14 protein-coding genes are annotated in these 14,630 nt (G+C 64.8%); 4 read left to right on the forward strand and 10 right to left on the reverse strand.

Annotated features, from left to right (window positions below; all coding sequences use genetic code 11):
• Positions 1-163: 163 nt before the first annotated feature.
• From XH89_RS16380 to XH89_RS16390, 3 genes are all read left to right on the forward strand, one after another.
• Positions 164-571 (forward strand): helix-turn-helix transcriptional regulator, encoded by a 408-nt coding sequence (locus XH89_RS16380; RefSeq protein WP_194468003.1) that lies wholly within the window; start codon positions 164-166, stop codon positions 569-571.
• Complete coding sequence (locus XH89_RS16385; protein ID WP_194468004.1) at positions 571-1,062, forward strand: SRPBCC family protein; 492 nt, start codon at positions 571-573, stop codon at positions 1,060-1,062. Before XH89_RS16380 ends, XH89_RS16385 begins: the two co-directional genes overlap by 1 nt.
• A gap of 205 nt (positions 1,063-1,267) precedes the next feature.
• Positions 1,268-2,110, forward strand: a complete 843-nt coding sequence (locus tag XH89_RS16390) for a hypothetical protein (protein ID WP_194468005.1) — start codon at positions 1,268-1,270, stop codon at positions 2,108-2,110.
• A 64-nt stretch (positions 2,111-2,174) separates the two neighbouring features.
• Here the strand turns inward: XH89_RS16390 and XH89_RS16395 are convergent, their stop codons facing one another.
• The 5 genes from XH89_RS16395 to XH89_RS16415 form a co-directional block, all read right to left on the reverse strand.
• A complete protein-coding gene (locus tag XH89_RS16395) occupies positions 2,175-3,386 on the reverse strand; it encodes an ABC transporter substrate-binding protein (RefSeq protein WP_194468006.1) in 1,212 nt (403 codons plus the stop codon).
• 74 nt (positions 3,387-3,460) lie between these two features.
• Positions 3,461-4,663: an ABC transporter substrate-binding protein gene (locus XH89_RS16400; protein WP_194468007.1), complete on the reverse strand. Its 1,203-nt coding sequence runs from the start codon at positions 4,661-4,663 to the stop codon at positions 3,461-3,463.
• A gap of 54 nt (positions 4,664-4,717) precedes the next feature.
• Complete coding sequence (locus XH89_RS16405; RefSeq protein ID WP_194468008.1) at positions 4,718-5,569, reverse strand: fumarylacetoacetate hydrolase family protein; 852 nt, start codon at positions 5,567-5,569, stop codon at positions 4,718-4,720.
• 24 nt (positions 5,570-5,593) lie between these two features.
• Positions 5,594-7,090, reverse strand: a complete 1,497-nt coding sequence (locus XH89_RS16410) for a bifunctional 3-(3-hydroxy-phenyl)propionate/3-hydroxycinnamic acid hydroxylase (protein ID WP_194468009.1) — start codon at positions 7,088-7,090, stop codon at positions 5,594-5,596.
• Between the two features lie 239 nt (positions 7,091-7,329).
• A complete protein-coding gene (locus XH89_RS16415; protein WP_194468010.1) occupies positions 7,330-8,121 on the reverse strand; it encodes a DNA-binding transcriptional regulator in 792 nt (263 codons plus the stop codon).
• Positions 8,122-8,268: 147 nt separating this feature from the next.
• On the opposite strand from XH89_RS16415, the gene XH89_RS16420 reads away from it, so the two are divergent.
• Positions 8,269-9,252: a VOC family protein gene (locus XH89_RS16420; RefSeq protein ID WP_194468011.1), complete on the forward strand. Its 984-nt coding sequence runs from the start codon at positions 8,269-8,271 to the stop codon at positions 9,250-9,252.
• Between the two features lie 13 nt (positions 9,253-9,265).
• Here XH89_RS16420 and XH89_RS16425 read toward each other — a convergent pair whose 3' ends face one another.
• From XH89_RS16425 to XH89_RS16445, 5 genes are all read right to left on the reverse strand, one after another.
• A complete protein-coding gene (locus XH89_RS16425) occupies positions 9,266-9,919 on the reverse strand; it encodes a response regulator transcription factor (protein ID WP_194468012.1) in 654 nt (217 codons plus the stop codon).
• Positions 9,916-11,301 (reverse strand): HAMP domain-containing sensor histidine kinase, encoded by a 1,386-nt coding sequence (locus XH89_RS16430; protein WP_194468013.1) that lies wholly within the window; start codon positions 11,299-11,301, stop codon positions 9,916-9,918. Before XH89_RS16430 ends, XH89_RS16425 begins: the two co-directional genes overlap by 4 nt.
• A gap of 168 nt (positions 11,302-11,469) precedes the next feature.
• Positions 11,470-12,501 carry an L-idonate 5-dehydrogenase gene (locus XH89_RS16435; protein WP_194468014.1) on the reverse strand — a complete coding sequence of 344 codons (1,032 nt, stop codon included), beginning with the start codon at positions 12,499-12,501 and terminating at the stop codon, positions 11,470-11,472.
• A gap of 24 nt (positions 12,502-12,525) precedes the next feature.
• The gene (locus tag XH89_RS16440; protein ID WP_194468015.1) at positions 12,526-13,293 is read right to left on the reverse strand and encodes an SDR family oxidoreductase; all 768 of its coding nucleotides are present in this window, start codon (positions 13,291-13,293) and stop codon (positions 12,526-12,528) included.
• 12 nt (positions 13,294-13,305) lie between these two features.
• Positions 13,306-14,505 (reverse strand): mandelate racemase/muconate lactonizing enzyme family protein, encoded by a 1,200-nt coding sequence (locus tag XH89_RS16445; protein ID WP_194468505.1) that lies wholly within the window; start codon positions 14,503-14,505, stop codon positions 13,306-13,308.
• Positions 14,506-14,630 lie beyond the last annotated feature (125 nt).

Here is a 14,630-nt window from a genome sequence, read left to right on the forward strand (position 1 = left end):
GAAAATGCGATGCGCCCCCGTGGACCAATTTAGCGGGCAGAGGCGAGCATCCCAATTCACGATTGCGCGTTGTCGGTTCCATGTCTGGCGCCGTCGAATTTATACTTAGCTTTCTAGCTAACAATCATTGACACCGAATCGCGGTGCGACTATAGTTAGCTTCATGGCTAACCAATTGTCCCAGCTCGACCATGTCTTCGCAGCGCTTGCCGATCCGACGCGGCGGGCGATCGTGATGCGGCTGTGCGCCGGCGAGGCCTCGGTCGGCGAGCTCGCCGAGCCATTCGAGATGGCGCTGCCGAGCTTCATGAAGCACATCCACGTGCTGGAGCTGAGCGGGCTCGTGCAGTCGGAGAAGTCCGGCCGCGTGCGCACCTGCCGCCTCAGCCCCGACGCGCTCCTCAGCGCGGAAGACTGGTTCCAGCACCAGCGCGCGATCTGGGAGACGCGGCTCGATCGCTTCGAGGCCTATGTGATGAAGCTCAAGAAGGAGAGGGCGGCTGCCAAGCGGCCGTCCAAGACGACAGAGAAGACAACCAACAAGCCAAGCAAACGGAAAGGTACAGAGTAATGACGAATGCTGCCAATGCTGCCCTGTCGCAATGGTCGATGGACCGCGAGATCGTGATGTCGCGCGTGATCGACGCGCCGCGCGATCTGGTGTTCGAGGCGTGGTCCGACCCAAAACACCTGCCGCAATGGTTCGGGCCGAAGGGATTCAAGATCGAGACCTTCGAGATCGACGTGCGCGTAGGAGGCGTCTGGCGCTTCAACATGATCGGCCCCGACGGCACCGTCTATCCGAACCGCATGCGCTTCCGCCGCATCGAGCGGCCGAAGCTGATCGAGATGGACCATGGCGCCGACCAGGACGAGGATCCCAATATGTTCCGCTTTACGGTTACTTTTGCCGAGCAGGCCAACGGCAAGACCGTGCTGATGATGCGGCAGCTGTTCGCAAGCACCGAGCAGCGCGACCACACGATCGGCTTCGGCGCCGTCGAATACGGCTACCAGACGCTGGACAAGCTCGCGGCCCATGTCGGCGGCCTGAAGAAGTAGGACGCCCGCGTGAGTCCAGGGCCCTTCGAAGAAGGGTCCCGGACTAAACTTGGAAGGGAGCAGGGAGAGCTATCGCCCTAGCAATTATGGCAGCGCGCGGTCGAATTACGACAGTGGCGTCACGCAGATTTTTGTCGCGCCGTGCTTCAGATTTATGACAGAATTGCTACCGTTGGATGTCATCTCGGCTACAGCGGAGCTCATCATGTTGCAGTGGCAGGCGCGGTCAAATCCCCTCGCGTGGTGGTGGGGGTCCCTGACGCTTGTCAGTGCGGCCAACATTCTCGTCTGGTTCATGCTGTACCGCGAGTTCTATCCGAGCGTGGCCGGCAGCGTCGGCGGAGGCTCGGACATTGGCCTGATGTTCCTGTTGTGCGCGGGCTATGTATTCGGCTGCGCCTTCCGCTCCGTGCTGCCGCGCGCCGATGTGCAGCGCATCTGCCTGTTTGACACCTGGCTCTCCAGCGTCTTCATCGGCCGCACCGTTGCGACCGTGGCCGAGCTCTGCTTCGTCGCGCAATGGGCGATCATCCTGCACCAGCTCGGCAAGATGACCGGCGCGGAGACCGCGGTGAACATCGCGCTGGTGATCGTGCCCATCATCATCATCGCGGAGTGCTTCTCCTGGTACGCCGTGGTCACCACCAACTTCCTCTACAACGCGATCGAGAACTCGCTGTGGGCGGTGACCTTCTTCCTCGCCGGCATCGCGCTGTGCCGCCTGATGCCGGAATTTCAGGGCGTGGTGCGCTGGGCGCTGATGTCAGGCATCGTCGGCATCGCCTGTTTCCTCGCCTTCCTCGTCACCGTCGACGTGCCGATGTATCTCAGCCGCTGGCGGGCAGGGCATGAAGAGGGCAACAAATTCCTCGGCTTCCTCGAGGGCCTGCACGACGTCGCGACGCGGTGGGTGGTGACCCACGACATCGCGCATTGGAAGGGCGAGCTGACCTGGATGTTCCTGTATTTCAGCGCTGCCGTGTGGTCGAGCCTCGCGCTCTGCGCGCTCTATGCGATGGAAGGTTATCTCACGCTGTATCTCGCCTGAGACTCTTTGTTTGACGCGTTTTCTTAACGCGAACCGGCGCCCACTTCGCTCGAAAGCGCTTTGTCTACTTGCCGACCAGGCCGCACTTGCTGCGGTCGAGCGGGCGGAAGGCCTGGTCGGGCGGAATGGTCGCGACCAGCTTGACGAAGTCCCACGGGCCCTTGGATTCCGCCGGCGTCTTGACCTGCACCAGATAGAGATCGTGCACCATGCGCTGGTCCTCGCGGATGCGGCCGTTCGTCGTGTAGGCATCCGACACCGGCGTCGCCTTCATCTTGGCCATCACGGTCGCGCTGTCGTCGGAGTCGGTGTCCTTCACGGCCTGCAGATAGTGGCGCACGGCGGAATAGACGCCGGCCTGGATCTGTGACGGCATCGCCTTGCGGCGGGCATAGAACGCATCGGAGAATTTTCGCGCAGCCGGCGAGAGGTCCTCGAAGAACGAGGTGACGATGAGATCGCCGCGCGTGGCCTTGAGACCGACCGCCTCGATGTCGACGTTCTGGAACGACATCGGCACGATCTTGATGCCTTGATCGGCGAGGCCGAATTCCTCCGCCTGCTTGATCGCAGTGGCGTTGTCGCCGGCGACGTTGATCGCGAGGATCTTGGCGCCCGAGGACTGCGCCTGCAGCAGGAACGATGAGTAATCGGGCGTGCCGAGCTGGGCCTTGACGCTGCCGGCGACCTTGCCGCCGAGGGCAGTGAGACGATCGCGTGCAGTTGCCTCGATCGAATGACCGAACGCGTAGTCGCCGGTGATGAAGAACCACGGCTCCTTGCTGGTCTGCATGACGCCGGAGACGACGGCGGTTGCCGTCGAATAGGCGTCCTGGGTCCATTGCACGCTCGAAGGCGCGCAGGCCTCATCGGTGAGCTGGTTGGCGCCGGCGCCGGACACCAGGAAGATCTTGCCATTGCCGCGCACCAGTTCCTGCACGGCGAGCGCCGCGCCCGAGCTGCCACCATCGGCGATCGCCTGCACCCCGTCGCTGAACCATTTGCGGGCGAGCGAGGCCGCGAGGTCAGGCTTGTTCTGGTGGTCCGCCTGCAAGATCTCGATCGGCTTGCCGTTGATCTTGCCGCCGAACTCCTCCGCCGCCATCCGCGCCGCCTCGACCGAGCCTGGGCCCATCGCGGTTGCGAAAATGCCGTTCATGTCGGTGAGCACGCCGATGCGGATGGCGTCGCCCGTGATCTCGGCGCGCGCAGCGGGGCCAGCGAGCATGAGTGTGAGGAGCAGCGTCGTGAGGGACGTCGTTCGGTTGGTGGTCATGGCGTTTCCCGATTTTGATTTAGGCGTGTGCACCGCCATCGTCGCGACGATGAGCGCGCGGTTTCGCAGAGGCTTTAGTTGACGTGCTTGCAGGTCGGATCTTCGGGCCCAAAGGCCTGCTCGCCGGGAATCGGTGTCAGGATCTTGTAGTAGTCCCAGGGATATTTGGATTCTGCGGGCGTTTTGACCTGAGCAAGCCAGAGATCATGCACCATGAGGCCGTCGGCGCGGAGCTTGCCGCCATGCGCGAAGAAGTCGTCGATCGGCGTGTCGCGCATCCTGCTCGCCACCCGAAGCGGATCGTCGGTCCCGGCTGCCTTGACGGCGTTGAGATAGTGGGTGACCGCGGAATAGACGCCCGCTTGCCACATCGTGGGCATGCGCTGCATTTTTCCGAAGAAGCGCTTCGACCACGCGCGCGTCTGCTCGTCCATGTCCCAGTAGAAGGCGGTGGTCAGCAGCAGGCCTTGCGCGCTCTGCGATCCAAGCGCGTCGATGTCGGTGATCAGCGCCAGCAGGGCTGCCATCTGCTGTCCACCTTGAAACAGGCCGAACTCACCGCCGGTCTTGATCTCGTTCACGTTGTTCGGTGGGCCGCCGGCGATGCCGATGATCTTCGCTTTCGAGGCTTGCGCCTGAAGCACGAAAGACGACATGTCGGTCGTACCAAACGGAGGCCGGGCCGAGCCGAGCACCTTGCCGCCCTCGCGCTTGATCACCTCGGTGGCGTCACGCTCCAGCGCATGGCCGAACGCGATATCGTCGGTGAGGAAGTACCAGGCATCGCCACCGCGCTTGACCACTTCCTGGGCCGTGCCGACGGCGAGCGCATGCGTATCGAACACCCATTGCATGGTGTAGGGCGAACAGAACTTGCCGTGAAAGTCCGCCGTTCCGGTCGCAGTGACGATGAGCAGCTTCTTCCTGTCGCTCGCGACTGTCTGCACGGCGAGCCCTACCGCCGACACCGGCACATCGACGATGAGGTCGACCTGTTCGGTGTCATACCATCGCCGCGCAATGGCGGCGCCGATATCGGGCTTGATCTGATGGTCTCCGACGATCAGCTTGATCGGCTTGCCCAACACGCTTCCGCCGAAATCGTCGATCGCCATTTGAGCCGCCGTCACGGAGCCCTGACCGGTTGGTGTCGAAGAGGGCCCGGTCATATCCGACAACACGCCGATCTTGACCTCGTCGTCCGAGACCTGGGCCTGGACGGCTGTGCTTGCCAGGATAACTGCCGTCACGACGAAAACGCGCGCGAAGCCATGCATGTTGTTTCCCTCCCTTCGGTGCCGGATGCGTCCCTTTTTCGGGATCGTCTCGTTTCAGGCGGCCTCGGCGATGACCTTGTTGCGCAGGATGCCGATGCCGGAGATTTCGACCTCGACGGTGTCGCCGGGGCGCATCCACAATGGCGGCGTGCGTTTGGCGCCGACGCCGCCGGGCGTCCCTGTTACGATGACGTCGCCGGGAACGAGCGGGCAGATCGTCGAGATGTAGGCGATGAGCTCGGGGACGCCCGTGATCAGGAGATCGGTCGTCGTGTTCTGCACGACGTTGCCGTTAAGGCGCGTCTGAAGCGTGAGCTTCGATGGGTCCGGAATTTCGTCGGCCGTCACCAGCCACGGGCCAAAGCTGCCGCTCTCCGCAAAGGTCTTGCCGGAAAGGAACTGGCTGGTGTGGCGCTGCCAGTCGCGGATGCTGCCCTCGTTGTAGCAGGCATAGCCGGCGATGTGGTCAAGCGCGCGGCTTGCGGGAATGTGGCGGCCGCCTTTGCCGATCACGAGCGCAAGCTCGCCCTCATAGTCGAAATCGTCGCTCACATCAGGTTTCACGATGGGCTGGAGATGGCCCACCTGGCTGCACGGAAAGCGGACGAACAGCGCGGGCTTCTCGGTGACGGTGCGCCCCGTTTCGGCGACATGGTCGCGATAGTTGAGGCCGACGCAGATGATCTTGCCGGGATCGGGGATCACGGGCGCGAAGCTGATGGTGTCGAGCCGATGATCGGGCGCGGTGGACGCAACCAGCTTTGCCGCTTCGGCCACGCGATCAGCTTCTAGCAACTGCCGCAGCGTGGTGCAGGGCGCCATGCGCCAGCCGAGATCGACGATGCCGTTGTCCTTGACGGCCCCGAAGGAGGCTCGACCGTCGGCGATGAAAGAGAGCAGCTTCATGGAGTATCCTCGAAAGATGTTCGGTCAGGCCGCGGACGGCACTTGGGTTTGATGGAAGATGGCGGCGATGAGCCGATCGAGCTCGGCATCGTTGCGAGCGGTGCCGCCGATGTAGCGGTCGGGACGAACCAGCGCGGCAATGATGCCGTGCTCGCGCAGCCACGGTCCGATGTCTTCGGCATCATCGCTGGTCAGGATTTTGACTCCGGCTTGTGAAAGAGCGGGACCTGCTGCGCTCTCCACAAGCAGCACGTCGCCGTAGCCGATCCGGTCGTCGCCACGGCTGCCGTCCTTCAGCACGAACTGCGGCGCAAGATGTCCAGCGAGTGGCAGGTCGCCGAGCGTGAGCCCGGGGCCGAGCAGGGGCTTTTTGACCTCGAGTTTGACGGGCGCATTCTCCCGCGCCTGCCCGGCGGCGAGGCCTGCTTCGATCGCCTTGGTGTTGATGACGCCGCCAAGGCGAATGGCGAGCTCGATGAACTCGCGAACATGCGGCAGCCGTTCGCTCTGATAGGTGTCGAGGATATCGGCGCTCGCGTCGCCACGAATGACGCTCGCGAGCTTCCAGGCAAGGTTGGCGGCATCGCGAATGCCGGCGCACATGCCCTGGCCGAGGAAGGGCGGGGTCTGGTGTGCGGAATCGCCGGCGAGCAGCAGCCGGCCGCTCCGCCATTGCTGCGCGATGGCGGAGTGAAAGGTGTAGACCGCGGCGCGTTCGAGCTCGGCGTCCTCAGGCGCGATCCAGCGCGACAGCAGCTCCCAGACCTTTGCCGGCTGCGCGACGTCGTTCGAATCCTCGCCCGGGTGAATGGTGATCTCCCAGCGCCGCCGCGTGCCGGTGCCGCGAACATAGGTGGCCGGCCGCCTGGGATCGCAGTGCTGGAGGCTGTAATCGCCGAGATCGTCGCGCGCCCGCTTGAGCAGGACGTCGACCACAAGCCAGCGCTCATGGAAGCCGAGATCGTCCATGCCGGAGCCGATGAAGCGGCGGACCAGAGACCGCGCCCCGTCGCAGCCGATCACATAGCCGGCGCGGACCTCGCTGAGCTTGCCGTTGGAGAGATCCTCGTAGCGGACGCGCACGCCGCTCTCGTCCTGATCCAGCGCGAAGACGTCGCAGCGGCTGCGCAGGCTGACGTGCGGCCAGCGCGCGAGGCCACTGACCAGCACGTCTTCCAGGTCGGGCTGATGGAAGCGATAGCTGAGATTCCAGCCCATCGGCGTCAGCGTCTGCGGCCGCGACCAGTCCAGCAGCATCTTGCCGTCGGCATCGAGGAACAGCATGCCGGGGCTGAGGGTCACTTGCGGCAGGATCGCGTCGGAAAGGCCAATGGTCTGGAACACGCGCATGCATTCGTCGTCGAAATGCACCGCGCGCGGCAGATGATAGGTCCGTGCCTCACGCTCCAGCACCAGCGTCCGCAATCCGCAGAGGCCGAGCAGATTGGCAAGCGTGGCGCCGACCGGGCCACGGCCGACGATCACGACATCAAACCCTTCGGGTGCGGATTTATCTTGCATGGGGCTATCTCTTCCCCAGGCGGTGGCACCCGTTCAACGGCGTCGGCCGAACTGTCCGCCCAGCGGACGGACTCCGTCATGGCAGGGCTTGTCCTGCCTGCGCGGCCGAAGCCGCTTCGGCGAGGCGAAGGCCCGGCCATCCACGCCTTGCGGCGTTGCACGAAAGACATGGATGCCCGGGTCGAGCCCGGACATGACGGCGTGGAGACGCCCGCGTAAAAAAGGCCAATCAGGCCACGCTACGCTTCGACCGGAATGGCCGCGGCCGTCTCCTGAAGCTGCTTGGCGAACTGCGCCTTCGCTTCCTCGATCCCAAGTGCCGAGCGGATCCAGATGATGGAGATGCAGCCGTAGACGGCGCCATTGCGTACGATAGGGACGGCGATCGAGGCGGTCTTGGGATTGTATTCGCCCTCGCTGCGGATCGCGTAACCCCGCGCTTGCGTCTCGGCGATCATCCGGTCAAGGCGGCCCTGGTCGAGGAAGGGGCGGTCATCTGCCTCGTCGATACGGCGCAGATGGCTGATGATGAGATCACGCTCGCGCACAGGGCAGGCGGCGAGGTAGGCGCGGCCTGCGGAGGTCCGCAGCATCGGCAGGCGCTTGCCGATCATGCCGCGGTCGATCGAGAGCGGACTGCGCGAATGCGTGGTCTCCTGCACCACCATCGCGGCGTTTTCATAAGTCGAGAGGTCGACCGGCCAGACCAGGGTCTTGCTGAGCTCGGCGAGATAGGGCGCGGCCGCTTGGCAGATCACCACGCCTGGGTCATAGCCATCGCCGAGACTGAGCGCGAGCCGGGTCACGCGAAAGCGGTCGTCGCTGGCGCTACGGGCGACATAGCCGAGTTCCTCCAGCGTTTCGAGCAGGCGGTAGACGGTCGGCCGGGGCAGGTCGAGCGCGCGGGCGACGTCGCCGGCGCGGATGCCGCCGGAGCGGTTGACCTCCTGCAGCACGTCCAGCCCGCGCTTGAAGGCCCGGACGCCCTCCGACTGCCGCGGCTGGCCGTTCCGCGTCCGCTCCTTGGACACTTCGTATTTCCTCCCTTGTGGCAGATCGCGGCGTGATTATCGTCTTTGCGAACGCGAAGCGATTGCGTGACGCCACCGTAGGGTCGCGCGCGGCCGGTATCAAGTTCGCCGCGATGCGGCAAGCACGATGCTCTCGGGAGGAATTCGATGGAAATCACCGCGCTCGGCTATATCGGCATCAATTCGTCGCAGCTCGACCAGTGGGGCCAGATGGCAACCGGGCTGCTCGGCATGCAGCAGGTCGACCGCGGCGGCAAGATGCGTGCCTTCCGTATGGACGATCGCAAGCAGCGCCTGATCGTCGATGGCAGCAGCGACGCCGGTCTCGCGGTGATGGGCTGGGAAGTCTTATCGACCGCGGAGCTCGATCAGCTGGCAGGCCGACTGGAAAGCCACGGCGTCAAGGTCACGCGTGGTTCACGTGCGCTCGCCGACGAGCGACATGTCGCCGAGCTGATCGCGTTCGCCGATCCGGCCGGTAACCGGCTGGAGGCTTTCTGCAAGCCGGAGCTTGCAAGCGGGCCGTTCAAGCCGGGACGCCCGATCTCGGGCTTCCGCACCGGCGCGCTGGGCATGGGGCACGTCGTGCTCAACGTCGAGGATGTCGAGCCACTGCTGCCATTCTATCGTGACGTGCTCGGCTTCCACGTCTCCGATTTCGGGCTGAAGCCTTACGGCCTCTATTTCTTCCACGTCAATGGCCGCCACCATTCCTTTGCGATGGTCGGCTCGGGACGCAAGGCGCTGCATCATTTCATGGTCGAGCTCGGCAGCCTCGACGATGTCGGGCAGGGCTACGACCTCGCGCAGATGGACGACGGACGCATCGCCTACACGCTGGGCCGGCACACCAACGATCACATGACCTCGTTCTATGTGAACACGCCGTCCGGATTCTTCATCGAATATGGCTGGGGCGGGCGCGTCATCGATCCCCAGACCTGGCAGCCGCACGAGACCTTTGACGGCCCGTCGCTGTGGGGCCATGAACGGCTCAACATGCCGGAAGAGCAGCGCAAGCGGCTGCGCGACATGCGGATGGATGCGGCGGCACGCGGCGTGCGCGTTCCGGATCCGCGGGTGCCGCCGCTGAACTGCGCCTGGCTAGACTCCGTCGTCGCGCGCGAATGATTTGCGCGGGCGTTCAGGCCTCGCCGAGATCGGGCTCCGTCAATATCCCTTGCCGCAACGCTAATCGGACCAGCTCGATGTCGGAGCCGACGCCGAGCTTGTCCTTGATCAGCGAGTGCAGATTCGCCACCGTCTTCGGGCTGACGTGCAAGGTCTCGGCGATCTCCTCCGTCGTGTTCTCGGCGAGCAGCAGCCGCAGCACCTCGAACTCGCGCGGGGTGAGCACATCAGCGGCCGAGTTCTCGCCGCTGATCCGGCTCAGCGCCAGCTCGTGGTCGATGTCGGGGCTGATCGCGATCTTGCCGGCGAGCACGTCCATCACGGCGCGGACCAGCGTCTCCGGGGGACTGGTCTTGGTGACGTAGCCTCGCGCGCCGGCGCGGATCGCCTGGACGGCAAATCCCGCATTCTCGTGCATGGTGAAGACGAGGATCTTTGCGGCCTTGTCCCATTGCCTGATCCGCCTGACGGCCTCGACGCCGCCGATGCCGGGCATGCTGAGATCCATGATGACGAGGTCGGGCGCCTCGGACTTGAACAGGCGATAGGCCTCCGCTCCGTCGCCCGCTTCGGCGATGACGCGCAGGCCCGGCTGTTTCTGCAGCACGGAGCGATAGCCCTCGCGGACCACCGAATGGTCGTCGACCAGCAGGATCGTAGCCGTCATGCCGCGTGCTCCAGCGCCTGTGCAGTGGCGGCCGTGAGCGGAATCACGACGCGCAGCGCGGAGCCGCCGTTGGGACTCGCCTCAAAGCTCAGCCGGCCGCGCAGGGCTGCGACCCGCTCGCGCATGCCGAGCAGGCCCATGCCCGATTTCGCGGCGGGCTCGGTCGAGCGCCCGTCATCGTCGATGGCGAGCGCGATCTCGTCGGCATGCATGGCCAGTTCGAGATTCACCTTAGTGGCGCCGGCATGCTTGGCGGCATTGGTGAGCGCTTCCTGCACGATGCGATAAAGGTTGGCGCTGATCGTCGCCGGCATGGTCTCGAACGTGCCGTCGAAACGGATCGCAAAGCGGGTCTCGCCACGGCTGCGGCCATTCCAGCCGGCAACGAGACCTTCGAGACTGGCAACGAGTCCGAGCTCCTCGACATCGGGCGGACGAAGGCGGAACAGCGCGCCGCGCAGCGTCTCCATCATCCCTGACGCGGTTCGCGCGATGCCGTCGCATTCGCCAAGCAAGGACGGGCATTCCTGTGCGGCAGTCTGGCGGGCGGAGGAGGCGAGCGCGCGGATCGCGGCCAGCGATTGGCCGAATTCGTCGTGCAGCTCGCGGGCGAGATGGCGGCGCTCCTCATCCTGGAGCGCGATCAGTTTCCGGGTCAGCTCGGCGCGCTCGGCCAGCGCGGTGTCGAGGCTCTCGGCGAGATGGTTGAAGACGTCGCGAACTGCGGAGAGCTCGGCAAGGTCGAATGGCGGCAGCCGCGCGCTGAGGTCGCCAGCGGCGACGCGCTCGAGGCCGCCGCGGATCATACGCGTCGGGCGCAGCGCGCGCGCCAGCGCGGCGTAGACCAGGACGCACAACAGCGGCAGCGCGATTGCAAGCGCGAGCATCAGGCGGCCGGCCTCGTGCCAGGCCTCCGCCGTCTGCACGGCCGGGTCGACCGAGACCACGACCTCGCCGAGTTTCGTGCCGCGCACGATCACGGGCCGTGCCGCCTCGCGACCAGGGTCGAACAGGCTGTGATAGAACGCCGCGAAGATCTGCGGCGGCGGGTCCTCCGTGACAGGCGCGCCGCTACAGAAGCGCTGAAGCATCTCGCCGCCGGTGCCGCGGAAGGCGAGGCACAAGCCGGGCGTCATGACATAGGCTGAAACGGGATCGAGGTTGGGAAAGTCCGAGCGCGGGCTTGCCGTCCACTGCACCTTGCCCTGTTGCAGCTCCAGCGTTTTCGCCACGATGGCCGCGATGCCATCGATCCGCGCGTGGGCGGCACGATCGGCCGTGATCAGGAAATAGGCTGATATCGCGGCGAAGCAGGCGGCCGATATGGCGGCCACGCGCAAGGTCAGGCGGACCTTGAGATCGGATCTCGGGCGGTTCCACATCGGCGGGCACCTGGCGCGAACGGAATTGTCGCCTCCGCATTAAAGGGCAGAACGGTGCCTGCGCAAAGCGGCACGCTTGCCGCAGTGCAACGTCGTGAAATTTTCCCGGCGCCGGTCGGGATGTCTACGGCTGCAATGCCGCGCTGACGCTGCCTTGGCCTGCCTGCCTCAGAACGTCAGCTGCACCTTCATCGACTGCGAGCGGTCGCTGGCGAGCTCGAACGCGGCCACCGCGTTCTCGAACGGCATCGTCGCCGTGATCAGCGGCTTGACGTCGATCAGGCCTTCGCCCATCAGCCGTACCGCCAGCTCGAACTCGGGATCGAAGCGGAAGGTGCCGCGGAGCTGCAATTCCTTGGCGACGATGGAATTGATCGGCAGTGTCATCTCGCCGCCGAGGCCGAGTTGCACCAGCGTCGCGCCGGGACGGAGCACGTCGAGCGCGGTGCGCAGCGCGGCCTGATTGCCGGAGGCTTCGAACAGCGTATCGAACACACCCTTGCCGGCGCGCCACGGATCGAGCGCGGTGGCATTGGTCGCAACATTGATGGCATGCGTGGCGCCGAGCTTTTTGGCCACCGCGAGCGGCGCCTCGGCAACGTCGGTCACCACGATCTCGGAGGCCCCGCCGAAGCGTGAGACCAGAATCATCAGAGCGCCGATCGGACCGCACCCGGTGATCAGCACGCGCTTGCCGAGCAGGGGGCCGGCCTGCTTGCCGGCATGCAGGCAGACCGCGAGCGGTTCGGCGACCGCGGCTTCCGCCAGCGAGAGCTTGTCGGAGATCGGCACCGCCTGCGTTGCATCGACCGTGATGAACTCGCGAAAGCCGCCCTGCACATGGGGAAAGCGCATCGCGCTGCCGAGAAAGCGCATGTCGAGGCACTGGTTGCGCATCCCCTCCTGGCAATGCAGGCACTGCCCACACGGCTTGCTCGGATTGACCGCGACGCGCGTGCCGGCCTTGACGGCGGTGACGCCGTCACCAACCGCTGCCACCACGCCGGCGATCTCATGTCCCAGCGCCATCGGCTGCTGGATACGCACCACGCCAAAGCCGCCGTGATGGTAGTAGTGCAGGTCCGAGCCGCAGATGCCGCCATTGGCGATCTTGACGCGGACCTCGCCCGGGCCGGGCTCCGGATCAGGATAATTGTCGATCCGCAGATCCTTCGGGGCGTGAATGACGACGGCGCGCATGGTCTCGTTCCCTGATGTTCGCGATTACATCGCGGCGATCATGCCGCCATCGACATAGATGATCTGGCCGTTGACGTAAGTGGAGGCATCCGAGGCGAGGAAGATCGCCGCGCCGACCAGCTCGTCCGGCTTGCCCCAGCGCTTGGAGGGGATGCGGCCCATCAGCCAATTGTTGAAGTCGGCGTTGCTCATCAGCGCCTCGTTCATGTCGGTCAGCATGTAGCCGGGGCCGATCGCATTGGCCTGGATGCCGTGCTGGGCCCATTCCACCGCCATCGAGCGGGTCAGGTTCTTGATGCCGCCCTTGGCCGCGGTGTAGGGCGCGATGGTGGGCCGCGCCAGCTCGCTGCCGAGCGAGCCGATATTGATGATCTTGCCGCGCTTGCGCGGGATCATGCGCTTGCCGGCTTCGCGGCCGATCACGAAGGCGCTGGTGAGATCGGTCTCGATCACCTTGCGCCACTCGTCGGTGGTGAACTCGACCAGCGGCTTGCGGTGCTGGATACCGGCATTGTTGACGAGGATGTCGACGGCGATGTTCTTCTTGTCGAAGTCGTTGAAGGCGGCGACGATGGCGGGCTCGTCGGTGACGTTGAACGCGGCACCTTCAGCCTGGTGACCGGCGGCGCGGAATTCGGCGACGGCCTGCTCGACGCGCTTGGGGTCGACGCCGTTGATGATGATCCTGGCGCCGGCCTTGGCCATGCCTTCGGCGATGGCGCGGCCAAGTCCGCGCGAGGAGCCGGTCACGAGTGCGGTGCGGCCGGAAAGGTCGAACAGGGCAGTGCTCATCTCAAATAATCCTCAGACGTTGGAGCGGCGCACGATCAGATCGGAGCGCTCGAAGACGGCGGGCAGAAGGTCGACGCCGAGGCCGGGGCCTTCCATCGGGAAGACGTAGCCGTCCTTGATCACGGGCATCGTGGTGACGAGCTCATTGTACCAGCCCTTGTAGAAGGCGCGCACGGATTCCTGGATCAGCGTGTTGGGCTGGCTGAACGACATGTGGATGGCGGCGATGAAGCCGATCGGGCCGATGCAATCATGCGGTGCGAAGGGGCGGTGATAGGTCTCGGCCATGGCCGCGATCTTGCGGCCCTCGGTGAGGCCGCCGGTCCAGCACAGGTCGGCCATCACCACGTGCATGGCGTCGCGATCGAGCATGTCCTTGTAGGGGAAGCGTGAGCCCAGCGTCTCGCTGGCGCAGACCCAGACGTCGGTCGAGCGGGCATATTCGGCCAGCGCCTGCGGCGAGTTCATGCGGATCGGGTCTTCGTACCAGGTCGGCTTGTACGGCTTGATCGCCCGCGCGATCTGCTTTGCGGTCGGCAGGTTCCACAGCGAATGGAGCTCGACCATGATCTCCATCTTGTCGCCGACGGCTTTGCGGATCTTCTCGAACGGCTCGAGTGCCTGCTTCATCTGCGCGGCGGTGATGTAGAGGCCCTTGTTCTCCTGCGCCGCGGGATCGAACGGCCAGATCTTCATCGCGGAGATGCCGCTTTCCAAAAGGCTTTCGGCCAACGCATCGGCGCGGTTCATGAAGCCGTCGAGGTCTTCGTAGGGGCCTTTGGACGCTCCGAGATTCCAGTTCGAGACCGGGCTGATATTGGTGGAGCGGACATATTGCGTGCCGGCGCAGGTGTTGTAGATGCGCTGCTTGTCGCGGCAGAGGCCGCCGAGCATCTGATGGACCGGCTGATTGCAGACCTTGCCGAACAGGTCCCACAGCGCGATGTCGATCGCGGAGGCTGCACGGTATTCGACGCCGGTCGAGGACTGCGCCATCGGCAGGTTCAGCATGTCGCGATGGATCGCTTCGATGTGCAGGGGATTGCGGCCGAGCAGGCGGCCGGCAAAGGTGTCATGGATCTGCGCTTCGACGGCGCCGGCGCCGTAGAAGGTCTCGCCGAGACCGATCACGCCGCTATCAGTGTGAACGCGCACCCAGATGACGTTGGAGAATTCCTCGGTGCGCAGCGTCTCGATCGACGTGATCTTCACGGCCATTGTCCTCCCATCATAGGCGCGTCGCGCCGACGTGTTTTCATTTCGCACTGCAGCATGCTGCGGAGTCGAGGGAAGTTTTACGCCTGCTTGTAATATATCACAACATGTTTTAAGGGTGC

Source organism: Bradyrhizobium sp. CCBAU 53340, from assembly GCF_015291645.1.
Lineage (GTDB): Bacteria > Pseudomonadota > Alphaproteobacteria > Rhizobiales > Xanthobacteraceae > Bradyrhizobium.